The sequence below is a fragment of the Micromonospora coerulea genome (genome assembly GCF_016598485.1).
Classification (GTDB): Bacteria; Actinomycetota; Actinomycetes; order Mycobacteriales; family Micromonosporaceae; genus Micromonospora; species Micromonospora coerulea.
The window spans coordinates 98,334-113,330 of record NZ_JAEMUW010000003.1 but is presented as its reverse complement, the minus strand read 5'-3'; the positions used below and the strand labels follow the sequence as shown (position 1 = coordinate 113,330).

18 protein-coding genes and 1 pseudogene are annotated in these 14,997 nt (G+C 72.5%); 7 read left to right on the top strand and 12 right to left on the bottom strand.

What is annotated here, in order from left to right; genetic code table 11:
• Positions 1 to 3: 3 nt before the first annotated feature.
• Positions 4 to 291, bottom strand: a complete 288-nt coding sequence (locus I8N68_RS05155; RefSeq protein ID WP_200208425.1) for a DUF6458 family protein — start codon at positions 289 to 291, stop codon at positions 4 to 6.
• Between the two features lie 115 nt (positions 292 to 406).
• On the opposite strand from I8N68_RS05155, the gene I8N68_RS05150 reads away from it, so the two are divergent.
• Positions 407 to 943: a SixA phosphatase family protein gene (locus I8N68_RS05150; protein WP_200208423.1), complete on the top strand. Its 537-nt coding sequence runs from the start codon at positions 407 to 409 to the stop codon at positions 941 to 943.
• 19 nt (positions 944 to 962) lie between these two features.
• Here I8N68_RS05150 and I8N68_RS05145 read toward each other — a convergent pair whose 3' ends face one another.
• The 4 genes from I8N68_RS05145 to I8N68_RS05130 all read right to left on the bottom strand — a co-directional run bounded on the left by I8N68_RS05145 (position 963) and on the right by I8N68_RS05130 (position 4,432).
• Positions 963 to 1,232, bottom strand: a complete 270-nt coding sequence (locus I8N68_RS05145) for a DUF6458 family protein (protein WP_067300694.1) — start codon at positions 1,230 to 1,232, stop codon at positions 963 to 965.
• A gap of 180 nt (positions 1,233 to 1,412) precedes the next feature.
• Positions 1,413 to 3,269 carry an acyl-CoA dehydrogenase gene (locus tag I8N68_RS05140; RefSeq protein WP_200208420.1) on the bottom strand — a complete coding sequence of 619 codons (1,857 nt, stop codon included), beginning with the start codon at positions 3,267 to 3,269 and terminating at the stop codon, positions 1,413 to 1,415.
• A 115-nt stretch (positions 3,270 to 3,384) separates the two neighbouring features.
• Positions 3,385 to 3,744 (bottom strand): DoxX family protein, encoded by a 360-nt coding sequence (locus tag I8N68_RS05135; protein WP_200208418.1) that lies wholly within the window; start codon positions 3,742 to 3,744, stop codon positions 3,385 to 3,387.
• Between the two features lie 19 nt (positions 3,745 to 3,763).
• Complete coding sequence (locus I8N68_RS05130; protein ID WP_200208416.1) at positions 3,764 to 4,432, bottom strand: NAD(P)-dependent oxidoreductase; 669 nt, start codon at positions 4,430 to 4,432, stop codon at positions 3,764 to 3,766.
• 153 nt (positions 4,433 to 4,585) lie between these two features.
• Here I8N68_RS05130 and I8N68_RS05125 point away from each other — a divergent pair, with 153 nt between their 5' ends.
• Positions 4,586 to 5,008 (top strand): MarR family transcriptional regulator, encoded by a 423-nt coding sequence (locus I8N68_RS05125; protein WP_234038813.1) that lies wholly within the window; start codon positions 4,586 to 4,588, stop codon positions 5,006 to 5,008.
• A 37-nt stretch (positions 5,009 to 5,045) separates the two neighbouring features.
• Here I8N68_RS05125 and I8N68_RS05120 read toward each other — a convergent pair whose 3' ends face one another.
• Both I8N68_RS05120 and I8N68_RS05115 read right to left on the bottom strand, forming a co-directional pair.
• Positions 5,046 to 6,173: a PP2C family protein-serine/threonine phosphatase gene (locus I8N68_RS05120; RefSeq protein WP_200208412.1), complete on the bottom strand. Its 1,128-nt coding sequence runs from the start codon at positions 6,171 to 6,173 to the stop codon at positions 5,046 to 5,048.
• 100 nt (positions 6,174 to 6,273) lie between these two features.
• Positions 6,274 to 6,903, bottom strand: a complete 630-nt coding sequence (locus tag I8N68_RS05115) for a septal ring lytic transglycosylase RlpA family protein (protein WP_200208410.1) — start codon at positions 6,901 to 6,903, stop codon at positions 6,274 to 6,276.
• Between the two features lie 206 nt (positions 6,904 to 7,109).
• Between I8N68_RS05115 and I8N68_RS05110 the strand changes: the two genes are divergently transcribed.
• Together I8N68_RS05110 and I8N68_RS05105 are read left to right on the top strand one after the other, a co-directional pair.
• On the top strand, positions 7,110 to 7,652 hold the full coding sequence (locus I8N68_RS05110; RefSeq protein WP_307812623.1) for a phosphoribosyltransferase family protein: 543 nt from the start codon (positions 7,110 to 7,112) through the stop codon (positions 7,650 to 7,652).
• A gap of 46 nt (positions 7,653 to 7,698) precedes the next feature.
• On the top strand, positions 7,699 to 8,715 hold the full coding sequence (locus I8N68_RS05105; protein WP_200208406.1) for a questin oxidase family protein: 1,017 nt from the start codon (positions 7,699 to 7,701) through the stop codon (positions 8,713 to 8,715).
• Here I8N68_RS05105 and I8N68_RS05100 read toward each other — a convergent pair.
• A complete protein-coding gene (locus I8N68_RS05100) occupies positions 8,708 to 9,223 on the bottom strand; it encodes an alpha/beta hydrolase (RefSeq protein WP_200208404.1) in 516 nt (171 codons plus the stop codon). The two genes, I8N68_RS05105 and I8N68_RS05100, sit on opposite strands and share 8 nt — an antisense overlap.
• A gap of 105 nt (positions 9,224 to 9,328) precedes the next feature.
• Here I8N68_RS05100 and I8N68_RS05095 point away from each other — a divergent pair, with 105 nt between their 5' ends.
• Positions 9,329 to 9,760, top strand: a complete 432-nt coding sequence (locus I8N68_RS05095) for an ASCH domain-containing protein (RefSeq protein WP_200208402.1) — start codon at positions 9,329 to 9,331, stop codon at positions 9,758 to 9,760.
• A gap of 51 nt (positions 9,761 to 9,811) precedes the next feature.
• Here the strand turns inward: I8N68_RS05095 and I8N68_RS05090 are convergent, their stop codons facing one another.
• From I8N68_RS05090 to I8N68_RS05075, 4 genes and pseudogenes are all read right to left on the bottom strand, one after another.
• Positions 9,812 to 10,693 carry an LLM class flavin-dependent oxidoreductase gene (locus tag I8N68_RS05090; protein WP_200208400.1) on the bottom strand — a complete coding sequence of 294 codons (882 nt, stop codon included), beginning with the start codon at positions 10,691 to 10,693 and terminating at the stop codon, positions 9,812 to 9,814.
• Between the two features lie 118 nt (positions 10,694 to 10,811).
• A pseudogene (locus tag I8N68_RS05085) lies at positions 10,812 to 11,479 on the bottom strand (MerR family transcriptional regulator); the annotation flags it as partial.
• 195 nt (positions 11,480 to 11,674) lie between these two features.
• Entirely contained in the window at positions 11,675 to 12,265 is a 591-nt protein-coding gene (locus tag I8N68_RS05080) for an NUDIX hydrolase (protein ID WP_234038811.1), read from the bottom strand.
• A 156-nt stretch (positions 12,266 to 12,421) separates the two neighbouring features.
• Positions 12,422 to 12,949, bottom strand: a complete 528-nt coding sequence (locus tag I8N68_RS05075; RefSeq protein WP_200208398.1) for a dihydrofolate reductase family protein — start codon at positions 12,947 to 12,949, stop codon at positions 12,422 to 12,424.
• Between the two features lie 461 nt (positions 12,950 to 13,410).
• On the opposite strand from I8N68_RS05075, the gene I8N68_RS05070 reads away from it, so the two are divergent.
• Positions 13,411 to 13,938, top strand: a complete 528-nt coding sequence (locus I8N68_RS05070; protein ID WP_200208396.1) for a SigE family RNA polymerase sigma factor — start codon at positions 13,411 to 13,413, stop codon at positions 13,936 to 13,938.
• On the top strand, positions 13,935 to 14,720 hold the full coding sequence (locus I8N68_RS05065) for a hypothetical protein (protein WP_200208394.1): 786 nt from the start codon (positions 13,935 to 13,937) through the stop codon (positions 14,718 to 14,720). Before I8N68_RS05070 ends, I8N68_RS05065 begins: the two co-directional genes overlap by 4 nt.
• Positions 14,721 to 14,997 lie beyond the last annotated feature (277 nt).

The window sequence follows — 14,997 nt, the reverse complement described above, 5'->3', positions numbered from 1 at the left end:
GGCTCAGGCCGGGTAGCCGGGGCGGCGCTCCTCGCGGTACTCCTCGCGGACGACCCGGTCGTCCTGCGCCGGCACCACCGGCTCGGCCACGACTCGCTGGCGGACCGGCGCGGCGACCACCCTACGGCGGCGGGTGTTCCAGAAGTAGAGCGTGGTGAGCAGGCCGGCGAGGCCGGCGAGCATCAGCACCCAGCCGACGACGTTCAGATCGAGCCATCCCAGGTTGGCGTTGATGGCGAACGCGAAGATCGCACCCAGCGCGATCAGGAAGATGCTGGCACCGAAGCCCATGACGTCGCCTCCTTGGCGTTCAGCTGGCGTTTCCTACCGCCGCGGCCATGGATGAGGTAGCGGCATCCATCGACTTACCCAGGCGCTCAGATCGCCAATCAGGCAAGCTGGGCGCATGACGGACGGCAGGAACCAGGAGCGCACGCTGGTGCTGCTCCGGCACGCCAAGGCCGAGCTGCCGCAGGACGTCGCGGACGCGGAACGCCGGCTGACCGCCCGCGGGCACGCCGACGCCGCCGCGGCCGGCGCGTGGTTGGCCCGGCACGGCCTGCTTCCCGACGTGGTGCTCTGCTCGCCGGCGCGCCGGACCCGACAGACCTGGCACGGCGTGGAGCTGGGCATGACGGGATCCCCGCCGGAGGGGGGACCGGCGGGGCCGAAACCGATGGTGCGCTACGAGGCGGACGCGTACGACGCGCGCCCGGACCAGCTGCTGGAGCTGGTCCGGTCGGTGGAGTTGACGGCGGGCACGGTGCTGCTGATCGCCCACAATCCGGGCATCTCGCTGCTGTCGGGCCTGCTCGACCCGCAGCGGGCCGACCCGGAGGGGCTGCGTACGACCGACCTGGTGGTGCACCGCCCGACCACCCGGTGGGCGGCCGTGGGCCAGGCGGGCGCGCCGATCACGGCCCGGCACACCGCCCGGGGCTGACGGGCGCCGGGGGCGGCGGTCAGGACGGCGGGGCCGTCGGCGGCGGCGGGTCGGGCGGCGGGGGCATCATCGCGGTCGGATGGGAGAGCCGGTTCTCCTCCACGATCAGCGTGCGGGCCCGCTTGCGCCGGTCCTGCCAGAACCACAGGGTGGTGAGCAGGACGGCCAGCCCGGCCAGGATGAACACCCAGCCGACAGCGCGCAGGTCGATCCACCAGACGTTGGCCCGAATGGCGAAGGTCATGATCGCGCCGAGCGCGATGAGAAAGATTCCACTACCAATGCCCATGTGCGCTGCACTCCCCTGTGCGGTGGCCCTTGGGCGTGCCCTGACGTGGTCCGCGACGGTTACCCGTCAGGCCGCCCGCCTACCGGTCGGGGCGGCGAAATAACGACGGCGGCCGGCGAGCTCACGCTCGCCGGCCGCCGGATGTTCAGCGCGGAACCGGACTCCGCACCCCTTCGGGGATCAGAACGCCTCCTCCGGGAGGTCCATGATCTCCAGGTCGGCGCCCTCGATGATCCGCCGGTCGGCGCCGATGCGGGGCAGCACCTCGCGGGCGAAGAACCGGGCGGCGGCCACCTTGCCGGTGTAGAACGCCTGGTCGGCGGCGGAGACCTCACCGGCCAGGGCCTTCAGCGCCACGTCCGCCTGCTTCTGCAGCAGCCAGCCGACCACCAGGTCACCGATGGCGAGCAGGAACCGGCGGCTGCTCAGGCCGACCTTGTAGAGGTTGCGGGTGTCGCCGCCCTGGGCCTCGCCGAGCCAGCCGGTCATCGTGCCGAGGATGGTCTGGATCTCGGCGAGCGCCTTGCCGAGCGCCTGCCGCTCCTCCTTGAGCTGGCCGTTGCCGGCCTCGGAGGCGATGAACTCCTGGATCTCACCCGCGACGGCCATCAGCGCCTTGCCGTTGTCCCGGACGATCTTCCGGAAGATCAGGTCGAGGCTCTGGATCGCCGTGGTGCCCTCGTACAGGGTGTCGATCTTGGCGTCCCGGACGTACTGCTCCAGCGGGTAGTCCTGGAGGAAGCCGGAGCCGCCGAAGGTCTGCAGCGCCTCGTGGCCGAGCAGCTCGTACGCCCGCTCGGAGCCGACGCCCTTGACCAGCGGCAGGAGCAGGTCGTTGACCCGCTTCGCCAGCTTGGTGGCCTTCTCGTCGCCGGCCGCCTCGGCGATGGCGACCTTGTCCTGCCAGGAGGCGGTGTAGCAGACCAGCGCGCGCAGGCCCTCGGCGTACGACTTCTGCAGCAGCAGCGAGCGGCGCACGTCCGGGTGGTGGGTGATGGTCACCCGGGGGGCGGTCTTGTCGGCCTGCTGGATCAGGTCGGCGCCCTGCACCCGGTTCTTGGCGTACTCCAGGGCGTTCAGGTAGCCGGTGGACAGGGTGGCGATCGCCTTGGTGCCGACCATCATCCGGGCGTACTCGATGATCATGAACATCTGCCGGATGCCCTCGTGCTTCTCGCCGAGCAGCCAGCCCTTGGCCGGTACGCCGTGCTCGCCGAAGGTCACCTCGCAGGTGTTGGAGACCTTCAGGCCCATCTTGTGCTCGACGTTGGTGGCGAAGACGCCGTTGCGCTCGCCCAGCTCACCGGTGGTCTCGTCGAAGTGGTACTTCGGCACCACGAACAGGGACAGGCCCTTGGTGCCCGGGCCGCCGACGCCCTCGACGCCGACCGGACGGGCCAGCACGTAGTGCACAATGTTGTCGCTCAGGTCGTGCTCACCCGAGGTGATGAAGCGCTTGACGCCCTCGATGTGCCACGAGCCGTCCGGCTGCGGGATCGCCCGGGTGCGGCCGGCGCCCACGTCCGAGCCGGCGTCCGGCTCGGTGAGCACCATGGTGGAGCCCCACTGCTTGTCGATGAAGAGCTTGGCCCACTTCTGCTGCTGCTCGGTGCCCTCGACGTGCAGGACGTGCGCGAAGGACGGGCCGGAGGCGTACATCCAGACCGGGGCGTTGGAGCCGAGCACCAGCTCGGCGAGGGACCACCAGAGCGCGCGCGGGGCGTTGGTGCCGCCGAGCGCCTCGGGGAGGTCGAGCCGCCAGAACTCGGAGTCCATGAACGCCTGGTACGACTTCTTGAACGACTCCGGCAGCGGCGCAGTGTGCGTCGCCGGGTCGAAGACCGGCGGGTTGCGGTCGCTGTCCGTGTAGCTGGCGGCCAGGTCCTCGCGGGCCAGGCGGTCGACCTCGGAGAGGAAGCTGCGGGCGGTGTCGACGTCCAGGTCCGTGTACGGCGCCTGGCCGAACGTCCGGTCCGCCCCGAAGACCTCGAACAGGTTGAACTCGAGGTCCCGAAGGTTGCTCTTGTAGTGGGTCATGCTCGCTGGCCCCGCTTCCGGACAGGTGTTACCGATCAGTAACCCCGACTGTATTACTGACCGGTAGGCAACGACAAGCCGATCGAGGAAGTGACAGCGATTACACATTTCCTGTTCAGTTTCCGGCCAACCCCAGCGCGAACGCGGCTCCCGAGAGCAGCAGGAAGCCGTTCGCCAGCAGGAACTGCGCCGAGTGGTCGCGGGCCAGCAGGTGGGTGTGCACGGCGCAGGCGAAGAAGAGCACCAGCCCGGCCGCCGCGGCCACTCCGACCAGCGGGACGCCGAGCAGGCCGAGCAGCAGCCCGACCGACCCCGCGGTCTTCAGCGTGCCGATCGGGAAGGTCAGCCAGGACTGCGGAACCCCGGCCGCGGCCATGCCGGGCAGGATCGGCCGGAAGTGGGCCAGCGCCGCCACCCCGGAGAAGCCGGTGGCGGCAACGGCCAGGACGGTGACGACGACGTAGGCGATGTGCATGATCCGCTCCGGTTCGGGGTCAGTTGGCGATACCGACGGTCCGCCCGACCGACTCCGGCCGGGCGAGCAGGTGGCGCATGGCATGGGCGACGTCGGCCCGGGAGACGGTGAGCCCGCCGCGCACGTTGCTCCCGTACGCGGTCCGGTAGGCGCCGGTCAGCGGCTTGTCGGTCAGCCGGGGCGGGCGTACGACCGTCCAGTCGAGCCCGCTGTCCCGCAGCACCTCCTCCATCAGCGCCAGGTCGGCGTAGTGCCGGCGCAGCACCCGTCGGATCGCCGGGCCGAGCAGGTACCGCATCAGGGGGCCGTCGCCCGGATCGCGCCGCGGCGGTCGGGGCCGGCCGGGCGACGGCACCACTCCGACCGGCGCCGCGCTGACCACGACGATCCGGCGTACGCCGGCCGCCGTCATCGCCTCGACGACGGCGCGGGTGCCCCGGGTGGCGATGCCGGCGTCGGCCGACGAGCGGGGACCGAGGCCGGACAGGACCGCGTCGGTGCCCGTGAAGGCGGCGCGCAGCGTGGCCGGGTCGGCCGTCGCCAGGTCGGCGGCGATCACCCGGACCGGGACGTCGGCCAGCTTCGCCGGGTCGCGAACCACGGCGGTGACGTCGTCACCGGCGGCCACGGCCTGGTCGACCAGGTGCCGGCCGATGCCGCCGGTCGCACCGACGATCGTGAGCTTCATGGAATTGCCTCCCCACGTCGACCGCGATCGGCGGCCGAACCTCGTAAGATACGGAAACCGTAACAGCTGATACGAGGCCCAAACAATATGGATTCCGTAGAACCTGGGGACGCACGCCGGCGCCGCCGCACGACGACCCGGATCAAGGAGGCGATGCGCGAGCTGAACAACCAGCTCGCGCTGCTCAACCACCACGTCGGTGTACGCCTCTCGCTGCGGGACGTGGACCTGGACTGCCTCGACCTGATCGCCCGGCACGGGCCGCTCAGCCCCGGCGCGCTGGCCCGGCGGGTCGGCCTGCACCCGGCGACAATGACCGGCATCCTCGACCGGCTCCAGCGCGGCGGCTGGATCGTCCGGGAGCGGGACCCGGAGGCCACGGACCGCCGGTCGGTCACCGTCCGGGCGCTGCGCGAGCGCAACGCCGAGCTGTACGGCCTGTACGCCGGCATGAACGCCTCGATGGACGAGCTCTGCGCCGGGTACGACGAGACCCAGCTCGACGTGATCGCCGACTTCCTGCGCCGGGCCGGCGAGGCGGGCCGGCGGGCCACCGACGAGCTGTCGGAGGGCTGAGCCCGGCGGCCGGTGAGCGGGCGACCGACACCGGTCGTCAGCTCTCGGCCGCGCCGACCTCCCAGCTCGGCACGGCGGCGGTCGCGCCGCTGCGCGGGCCCGTGTACTCCATCAGGACCAGCGCGATGTCGTCGTCCAGCCGGCCGTGCACCCACTCGACCAGCGCGGTCTCCAGCGAGGCCAGGCCGTCGGCGACGGTGCCGTGGCCGAGCAGCCGCCAGGCCCGGTCGGCCGTCGGGAAGAACTCGCCGTCCCGGCGGGCCTCGCCGAGGCCGTCGGTGAAGAGCAGCAGCCGGTCGCCCGGCTCGAGCCGCTCCACCCGGGGCCGGACCACCGGCATGAAGCCGAGCGGGGGCGCGGGCGCGGGCGGTTCGAGCGGGATCACCGCGCCTCGGCGCAGCAGCAGCGGCGGCGGGTGCCCACAGTTGACGATGGTGAGGGTGCCGCCGCGCTCCTCGACCAGCGCGGCGGTGACGAAGTCCTCGTCGCCCACGTTGCGGGCCACCGCCCGGTCCAGGTCGGTCACCACGGCCCGCAGGTCCGCCCGCTCGTACGCGACGTGCCGGTAGGAGCCGAGCACGATGCTGGCCAGGCGCACCGCGTCCAACCCCTTGCCCCGGACGTCCCCGATGATCATGCGGACGCCGTACGGGGTGTCCATCGCCTCGTAGAGGTCCCCGCCGATCACCGCCGTGGCGGTCGAGGAGATGTAGCGCCCGGCCACCGCGAGGGTGCCCACCTGCGGCCCGAGCGGCCGGAGCACCGCCTGCTGGGCCACCGCCGCCAACTTCGACAGCTCGGCGATCTGCTCGGCCTGCCGCTGCCGGACCGCCGCCACGGCCGCCGCGATCGCGGTGGCCAGCGCGATGCCGGCGACGTTGACGGCGGTCACCAGCGACATGGTCCGCTCGGCCAGAGCGAAGCTGGCCCCGATGACGGTGGCCAGGGCGCCCACGCCGAGCACCACCCGCCAGGAGGCGAGCGCGGCGGCGAGGAACGGCGCGGCCACCATCAGCGCGACGTAGTGCGCCGGGCGGCCGTCGGCGAGCTCCACCGCGGAGACGAGTGCGAGCAGCGCGAGGGCCGCGCCGAGACCGGCGCGGGATCCGGGACTCAGCGGGCCGCGGCCCGACTGGAAGGGTTGCGTGCGTACATCGGACAGCATGCCTGATGGACGTGAACGGGTGAATGAACCTGACCCGTCGTCCGAGCAGGTTCTACCCGGGCGGATCGGCGGGCCGACCCGATCGCCGTCACTCACCCGGTCAGCCGAGCACCTCGTACTTCACGTCGACCTCGCCGAGGCCGACCGAGGCGATCGCCGCGAAGGCGGCCCGGGACAGGTCCAGGCAGCGGCCGTCGATGTACGGGCCGCGGTCGTTGATCCGGACGGTCACCGACCTGCCGTTGGCCGGGTTGGTCACTCGGACCTTGGTGTTGAACGGCAGGGTCTTGTGCGCGGCGGTCAGTGCGTCCGGGTTGAAGGTCTCGCCGTTGGCCGTCATCTGGCCCTCGTCGTAGAAGGACGCGCCGCAGGAGCCGGTGTCGACGACCTTGGCGGCCGAGGCGGTCCTCGTCGCCGTGGCGGTGGGCTTCGGGCTGGCGGTCCGGGCCTTGCTCCGCGAGGCGGCCTGGGTGCGGGTGACCTTCGGGCTCGGGGTGGCCGTCGGCGACGGGCTGAGGCTCGGCGCGGGCGACGCGCTGGCCGACGGCGAGGCGGGGGCGAGGGTGCTGGGCAGGATCTCCGCGACGGCAGGCTCGGGCGCGGCGGTGCCGGACGTCAGCTGGACCGCGCCGACGGTGCCGCCGACGGCGAGCGCCACGCCGATCGCCGCGGTGGCCGCGATGCCGGCGGGCGAGGAGAACTTGCGGGTACGGAAGTGCCTACCAGCCACCGGCCCGGTCCTTTCGTCAGCTGAACAAACCGGGTCGGACCGTAACGAGAGAAGCACTTCCGACGTCAACGTGATCATGACGGTATGCCCGTATTTACCCTGGTACGTGTAGACGGTCGGCTGGTTTCTCGTAGCCGATCGGCGGAAGGATCGCAGGCCACCACTCCCCTCGGCATCGCCTGGCGTCGGTGTCCGAGGATGGAACGGTGCTGAACGATCGCCTGGTCGAACTCTTCCGCTGGGTCGACCCCGGACCAGCGACTGACCACCTGGTCAGCGATGTCTCGGGCTGGTGGCGCGATCCGGAGGTGCTGGCCGGCCTCGGACCGGCCCTGGTGGCGCCGTTTCGGACGGCCCGGCCGACCGTCGTGCTCGCCCCGGCGGTGACCGGGCTGCTGCTCGGACCGCTGGCCGCGACCGCGCTCGGCGTCGGTTTCGTGCCGGCGTACAAGGTGGCCGACGGGCGGCTTCCCGCCGGTGCGGTGACCTGGGCCGACAGTCCGCCGGACTTCCGCGGCCGGCGGGTCACCCTCGGCGTCCGCGACCGGCACCTGAGTCCGGGCGACCGGGTGCTGCTGGTGGACGACTGGGTGGCCACCGGCGCCCAGTTGCGCGCCCTGCGCGAGATCTGCGCGGCGCGGCGGGCCGAGGTGGTCGGGGCGTCGGCGGTGGTCGCCGACTGCCCGCCGGAGATCGCCGCCGAGCTGGGCGTGCGCGCCCTGGTCGACGCCGCCCGCCTCCTCGGCTGAGGATCGACTTGACCTGAAGCGTGGTTCAGATCCGACGATCTTCGGCATGGACGACGGCATTCTGAACGAGGCGTACCAGCGGCTGCACCGGACCGGCCCCGAATACGAGGGCTGGCTCTCCAACCACGGGCCGATGGCGGTCGAGGCGCTCGTCCGGCACGGGCAGGGGCCACGGGTGCACCGCTGGCTGGACGACTACCTGCGGCGCCTCGACGAGCTGCCCCGCGGACTCCGGCCGATCGACGACTGGCGGGCCGCGCTCGGCGACCCGAAGCGGGCCGGCGACTGGCTCGCCCACTTCGACCGGGAGCTGCGCGACCGTCCCTGGCGGGAGGTGCTCGGCACCTGGTGGCCCCGGCTGCTGCCGGGCATCGCGGCCGGCGCCACCCACGGGGTGATCCGGGTCGGGCACGCCGTGCGGGTGCTGCTGCGGGACGGCACCGGCGCGGACCGCCTGACCGAGCTGGGCCAGGCCCTCGGCTACTGGGCCGCCCGCTGGCAGCCGGTGCCCGGAGCCGGCCCGCTGACCGGCCCGGCCGACGTGCCGGCCGCGCTGGCCGCGGTGCCCCGGATCGCCGACCAGACCGGCGGCATCCGGGAACGGCTGGCGCGGCTGCTCGCCGTACCGGAGTGGTCCGGTGCGGTGGCGGCGCTGCGCCCGCCCACCGGCCCGGCGGAGGCCGAGCGGATCCTCACCGAGCTGGTGCACCGGGCGGGCCTGGACTACCTGCGGTTCGGGCACGGCAACCCGGTGATGCTGGTGCATGCGGTGACCGCGCCGACCGCGGTGCTGCGGACCCTGCCGGCCCTGGCCCCCGCGCTGTGGGCGCCGAGCGTCGCCGCGGCCTGGTCGGCCACGGCCGCCATCACCTCGGTGTACGCCGCACCGGCGGCGCCACCACCGGCGCTCGAACCCGGCGGCCCGGCGGAGGTCTTCGACCGGGCCGCCCGGCACGGCGACGCGCACGTGGTGAAGCTGGCCGACGCGGTGCTCGACGCGCACGCGGCGACCGGCGACGACCGGGTGCTCGCGGCAGCCGACCACGCCGGTCGGCTCATCTGACGAAGTCCTCGACGGCGGTGCACACCCGGCCCAGCACCTCGGCGGACCGCGCCAGCGGGCCGGGCACCAGCATCGCGTGGTCGGCGTCCGGGACCTCCAGCACGTGCGGGGTGAGCCGGCGCGCCACGGCGCCGTTCCAGAGCGCGTCCCCCGTGCCGCCGACCAGCAGGAACGGCTCGGTCGCCCGGCCGAGGGCGGCAACGATGTCGGGGTGGTTGAGCACCGGGGTCAACCAGACCGCCCGCAGCCCCCGGTCGGCGGCGAGCGGGGTGGCGAGGGTGCCGAGCGACTTGCCGACCAGCAGGTCGACGCCCTTGGCCAACGCCGGGGCGACCTGCTCGTCCACCCAGTCGGCGGTCCGGTCGCCGCGCAGGTCGCGAGGCACCTGCCAGGTGACCTCGTGGATCTCGAAGCCCAGCCGGCGCAGCGCCTCGCCGACGTAGGCGAAGAGAGGAGCCCGCGTGTCGTACCCCCGACCCGGAATGAGCAACGCCCGCCGGTCCGCCATGGTCGCCTCCTCGTCCGCTCCGACCGCCCCCACGCTAGCGTCGAGCGGCCGTGCGGGACGCGAAACACCGCGACGGGAGATCACCCGGCGACTAGCCTCGGCAGGATGTGGCCCCGCATCGGTGGACTGCGCTCCCTCGCCCTCGGCACCCCCGGCGAACTGCGCGCCACCCTCAACACCCTGGTGCTGGCCGGCGTGAAGACCGCCACCGCCGGCCTGACCACGGAGTACGCGCAGGAGAACGAGGAACTGGAACACGTCGGCGAGCGGCTGGTCCTGGTCGACGACCACGACGCGCTGGTCGGGGTGGTCGAGGTGACCGGGGTCGAGGTGGTCCGCTTCGCCGACGTGCCCTGGGATTTCGCCCGCGCCGAGGGGGAGGGTGACCGGTCCATCGAGGAGTGGCGCGAGGGCCACGCCGCCTACTGGGCGCGGCAGGGCAGCCCCGTCACCGACGACAGCCAGATCGTCTGCATCCGGTTCCGGCTGGTCTCGGCGGGCGACGGCGGGATCAGCACCGGCGATCTGAGCACCTGAGGCTCGATCGGCGTCGCCCCGCCGGGGTCTGACCGGGCCAGCGCCGCCGGCTCAGGCCCGGCGCAGCTCCGGGAGGAGGCGGGTGGCGACGTCGACCAGGACCTCCTCGTCGCCGGCGTACCAACTGCTGGCCCGCGGCCAGTGCGTCGCCACATCGGTGAAGCCCAGCCGGGCGGCCCGCCCGACCTGCTCGGCGAAGAAGTCCGCGCTGCTCAGCGAGAAGACCGGGGCGGCGTCGAGCGACAGGTAGCGGTCCAGGGTGGCCGGGTCGCGGCCCGCCTTCTCCAGCGTCTCGTCCATCCGCCCGCACAGCTCCGCGACCGAGGACCACCAGCTCTCCAGGTCGTCGCCGGCCAAGCCGGTGGTCACCCAGCCCTGGCCGAGGCGGGCCACCAGCCGCATCGAGCGCGGCCCGTTCGCCGCCAGCACGAACGGCACCCGGGGCTGCTGCACGCAGCCCGGATTGTTCCGGGCGTCCACCGCGGCGAACCACTCGCCGCGCCAGGTCGTCCCGTCCTCCCGCAGGATCAGATCCAGCAGCTCGGTGAACTCCGCGAACCGGTCCACCCGCTGCCGGGGCGGCAGGGTCTCCCCGCCCAGCACGGTCGCGTCGAAGCCGATCCCACCGGCCCCGAGGCCGAGCAGCAGCCGACCATCGGAGACGTCGTCCAGCGCGGTCACCTGCCGGGCGAAGGCCGCCGGGTGCCGGAAGTTGGGCGAGGCGACCAGCGTGCCGAGCCGGATCCGCGAGGTCACCGTCGCGGCGGCGGTCAGTGTGGTCATCGAGTCGAACCACGGGCCGTCGACCAGGTCCCGCCAGCCCAGGTGGTCGTACGTCCAGGCGTGGTCGAAGCCCCACTCGTCGGCCTGCCGCCAGCGGCGCTGCGAGTCCGACCAGCGCTGGTCGGGAAGGATCACGATGCCAATCCGCATGATCGTCAGCGTACGGCCTGGCCGGCCGGCCCGGGCGGGTCCGGCCGGCGCTTGCTCCGTTACTCCGCCACGACGTCGGCGACCACGCAGGCGAGGTTGTCCGGGGCGCCCTGCGCGTACGCGAGCCGCGCCGTAGCAGCGCGGTCAGGGTGGTGACCGGCTGGTGCTCCTCCGTCGCCGTGTCGCGTACCGTCCGCTCGGCCGACTGGACCGCCCCGGCGAGCGTGGCGAGCAGTTCCGCGGCCGGCGCGTCGGCGAGTTCCAGCGGCTGCAACGCCTCAATGGCAGCGGCACTGGCGGCGGCGCCACCCGGGCCGCGCAGGCCGTCCGCCACGGCCAGCAGGTTCCCGCTCGCGTACGCGGTGTCCTCGTTGGTGTCCCGCACGGTGCCGGCCTCGCAGCGGACGGCGTAGCGGAACTTGATCGCGGGGTTGGTGTCGGACATGGTGCTGCCCCTTCCGGAGAGCTGTTCGACGAGGTCGGTGACGATGCGGCCGCGCGCGGCGGTGTCGGCGCTGACCCGCTGCCAGTAGGCGTCGATCGCCTCAGCCGCCGCGGCCGGGTCGAGACCACAGACGGCGCGGACGTCCGCCAGCGGCATCCCGGCCCGGCGCAGCGCGGCGATCAGCCGAGCCCGGCCGAGCTGACCCGGCGCGCGTACAGCCGGCACCCGGAGTGGGGGTCCACGGCGGCTGGCGGCAGCAGCCCGAGCTCGTCGTAGAGGCGCAGCGCCTTCGGCGTCAGCCGCGCCGCCCGGGCGAACGCCCCGATGGTCAGCAGCTCCACGTCGCCATCCTCCTCGCGCCGGTCCGGGTGAACGGCACGGACCAGGCTGTGGCTTGCCGCAAGGTCAAGGTCAAGCCTCGACCATCGCGGGATCTGCGCGCGGCTCGGCCCTGCGGTCGCCGCCGCACCGGGCACCGCCGCGCACCGTCGCCGTCGGCCGAGCATCCGCGGCCGAGCGTCGCCGGTCGGGGCGGATCAGGCGGACAGCTTGGCCAGCACCCGGCTCAGGTGCGGCTCGCACGTCCCGGGCACCGCGGCGCTGACCTCCTGCGGCGTCCACCAGCGGACACCGTGGAACTCGCCGGGATCGGGGACCAGCTTCTGGTCGCGGCTGCCGCTGAGCACGAACCAGAGGCTCACGTCGGTGTGCCGCTGCTCGGGTGGACCCACGGTGTCGGTCACGGTGAGGAAGGCAGGCCGCTCGCCGAACTCCGGCGCGAAGACGGCCGGCACGCCCAACTCCTCCACCATCTCCCGGCGTACGGTCGCCACGGGGTGCTCGCCCGGCTCGACGTGACCGCCGCTGGGCAACCACATCCCGGCCCCGCGGTGGTCGACCAGCAGCACGGCGCCGTCGGCCGCGTCGCGCAGCAGGAAGTACGCCACCAGGTGCGGCGAGGGGGTACGCGGCTTCTGCCGCCGGAAGATGTCGTCGCTCCCGGCCAGCCAGGCCAGGCACTCCGCCCGGTGGCGCGACTCCCGCTCATCCCACGGAGTCAGCAACTCGACGAGTTCCCGGATTTCGTCCGCCACCCGCATGACGCGGATGCTGTCGGTGTCGGCCATGGCACCACCGTAGGTCCCATCACCGGCGTTCCATCTCCCGGTGGAAGCGTCTGGCACAAGGTCGCCATGCAGGGATGACAGCAGCTGCGCTGAGATGTGACAGTCACACCGCCCCGGAACGTACGCCGTCGTCGTTCCCACCGCTGGCACCGTGGCTCAGTACAGGACGCTGTACCAGTGCGCTGTCTCGCCGGGAATCGGCGCCAACCGCACGGTGGTGCCGCCCGGGTGGTCGAACATGCGTATCCCGTCCCCGAGCAGTACCGGGGCGAAGAACATCAGGATCTCGTCGAGCAGCCCGGCTTCGATGCACTGCTGGGCGACGTTCGCGCCGAGGATATTCACGTACTTGTCGCCGGCGGCCTCCTTGGCCTGTGCGACGGCGCTGTGCAGGTTGCCGACGAACGTGACATCGGTGCGGGGCTGCGCCGGCGGCCGGTGGGTGAGCACGAACACCGGTCCTTGGTACTGGCCCCCGAAGGCGCCCTCTTTGTCCGTGCCGCGGTTCGGGTCGTCGCCGCCGAAGGTGCCGCTGCCGGCCAGGATCGCGCCAACGTTGGCCAGTAGGCGCTGAGCCGTCGGGTTCTCGCCCCCAAGGTGCTCGGTCAGCCAGGACATGTCACCGCCCGGGCCGGCGATGTAGCCGTCGAGCGACGCGGTCGCCGAGTACAGCAGCTTGGCCATTGTTCTCCTTCCATCGGTCGTCAGTCAGGTAGACCGCCGGCAGCCGGAAAAGTCATCGGTCTTACGCCTGATCGATACGCTGTCAGGTGGCCTGGGTGATACCGCCTTCTGGCTCGTGGGGCCCAACGGCTCCTGACCCGTAGCCTCGGCAAAGCGGTCGAGCTCAATCGCTGCGAAGACGTAGAGACGCCGTGCATCAATCGGGCCGCGCCTCCTTGCAGGCGTGGGTAAGCCAAGCCCGTGCTCTGGACATCCGACGCATCTGATCGGCGCGCCGCTGCTCTGGCCGAACCCCACCTGGCCTGCGGGATACCCTTCTCGACATCTCTCATTGTCAACGGTCGAGGGGTCAGACTCCTGAACTTGCACCGCGTCCGTGACGATCCGTTCCGGGCCGGGGGCAACCTCGCCGGCCGGCCGTTCCGTTCACCAGACATGAGACCGACGAGAGGCGCGGCGCGGTGAACCGCGCCGACGAGGACGAGTACCGGCAGTTCGTGACGACCCGCCTGGAACCGCTGCGAGTGACGGCGTACCTGCTCTGCCGCAACTGGCACACCGCCGACGACCTCGTGTCGATCACGATCGGGAAGCTCTACCGGCACTGGCGCCGAGTCCGCGCGATGGAGAACGTCGATGCATACGTCCGGGGGATGCTCACCAACGCGTGGCTGGACGAGCGACGCCGGCCGTGGCGGCGGGAGCGGAGCACCGACGACGTGCCTGACCGGGCGGACGCGGAGTTCCCCGAGGCGGCGCTGGCCGACCGGGAAGACCTCCTCGTCCTGCTGTCCCAGCTGCCGCCGAGCCGGCGGGCGGTGATCGTCCTGCGGTTCTGGTGCGACTTCTCGGTGGATGAGACGGCGCGGGTCCTGGGCATCAGCACCGGCACGGTGAAGAGCCAGGCCGCGCGGGGGTTGGAGAGCCTGCGCCTGTTGGCGGCATTGGATCGGGCGGGGATTCGGGCGAGGAACGGAGGGGAAGCATGAGCTATCAGACGGTCTTCCGGGAGGCGGTCGGCGAGATCCCGCCCACCTCGATCGATGTAGAGCAGGTCATCCGCCGGCAGCGTCGGCGGCATCGGCTGCGCCGGAACGGGCTGGCGGCCGTGGTGGGCGCTGCGGTACTCGGGGTCACCGTCCCGTTCGCCATCGCTGGCGTGTCCGGGCCGGACCTACCGGCATCGCCGGCCTCCCCGAGCTCGACTACACAGTCGGCGAGGTTCCCGCGCCCGGATCCGGGGACGACCTTCAGCGCGACGGACCTGGCCGTCTTCGCGGCGCTATCACGCGAGGCACCGGACGTCGAGTGGATCACCGAAGATTGGCCGTCGGACGGCGACCTGGTGACGTGGAAGTCCGTTGGCTCGACCTCGCCCTACTTCGGGCAGGGTCCGATCCGGGCTGGCGATCGGACCGGATACTTCTCAATGCAGCTGGAGCAGAGCTGGGACAACCGGGTCGCCCTCTGCATCCCGGAGACGACCCAGGAAAACGGCTGCGTCCACAGGACGGGACCGGCCGGCGAAAAGATCCAGACGTCGTCGAACCAGGCCCCGATCACGGCGTCGATCACGAACCGCGCGCTGAAACCCCGCGGAATGCCCGCCGCACCGACCAGCGACAGGTTCGTGACTTCGTACCGCGTCGCGGTCGAGCGGCCGGACGGGACCTTCCTGATCGTGACCATGGTGGCCGACGGGGAGGAGCCACCCCTCACCCTCGCGCAGCTAACCGCGGTGGCCCTGGATCCCGCGATCACGCTGGACTGACCGGCGGACCGTCCGGCCGGGCACGTGCATCGCTGTCGATCAACAACGTCTAGAGCGAAGGCTCTGATCCCCTCGTCGGGCAGTTGTAGACCTTCCAGTCTCCGTGGTGCCCGGCGAGGGGATCTGCGGCCGACCTCTGAGGAGGGCCGGGGTTCGGGCGGAGCCCCGTGGTCTTCAGGATTCCTGGTCGTCCGTCAGGGTGGCCGCCCGGTCCCGGCCGATGCCGGCCGGAGGTCGCCAGCAGGCCGGGACCGGGCGGCGCGGCCCGCTTGCGGGC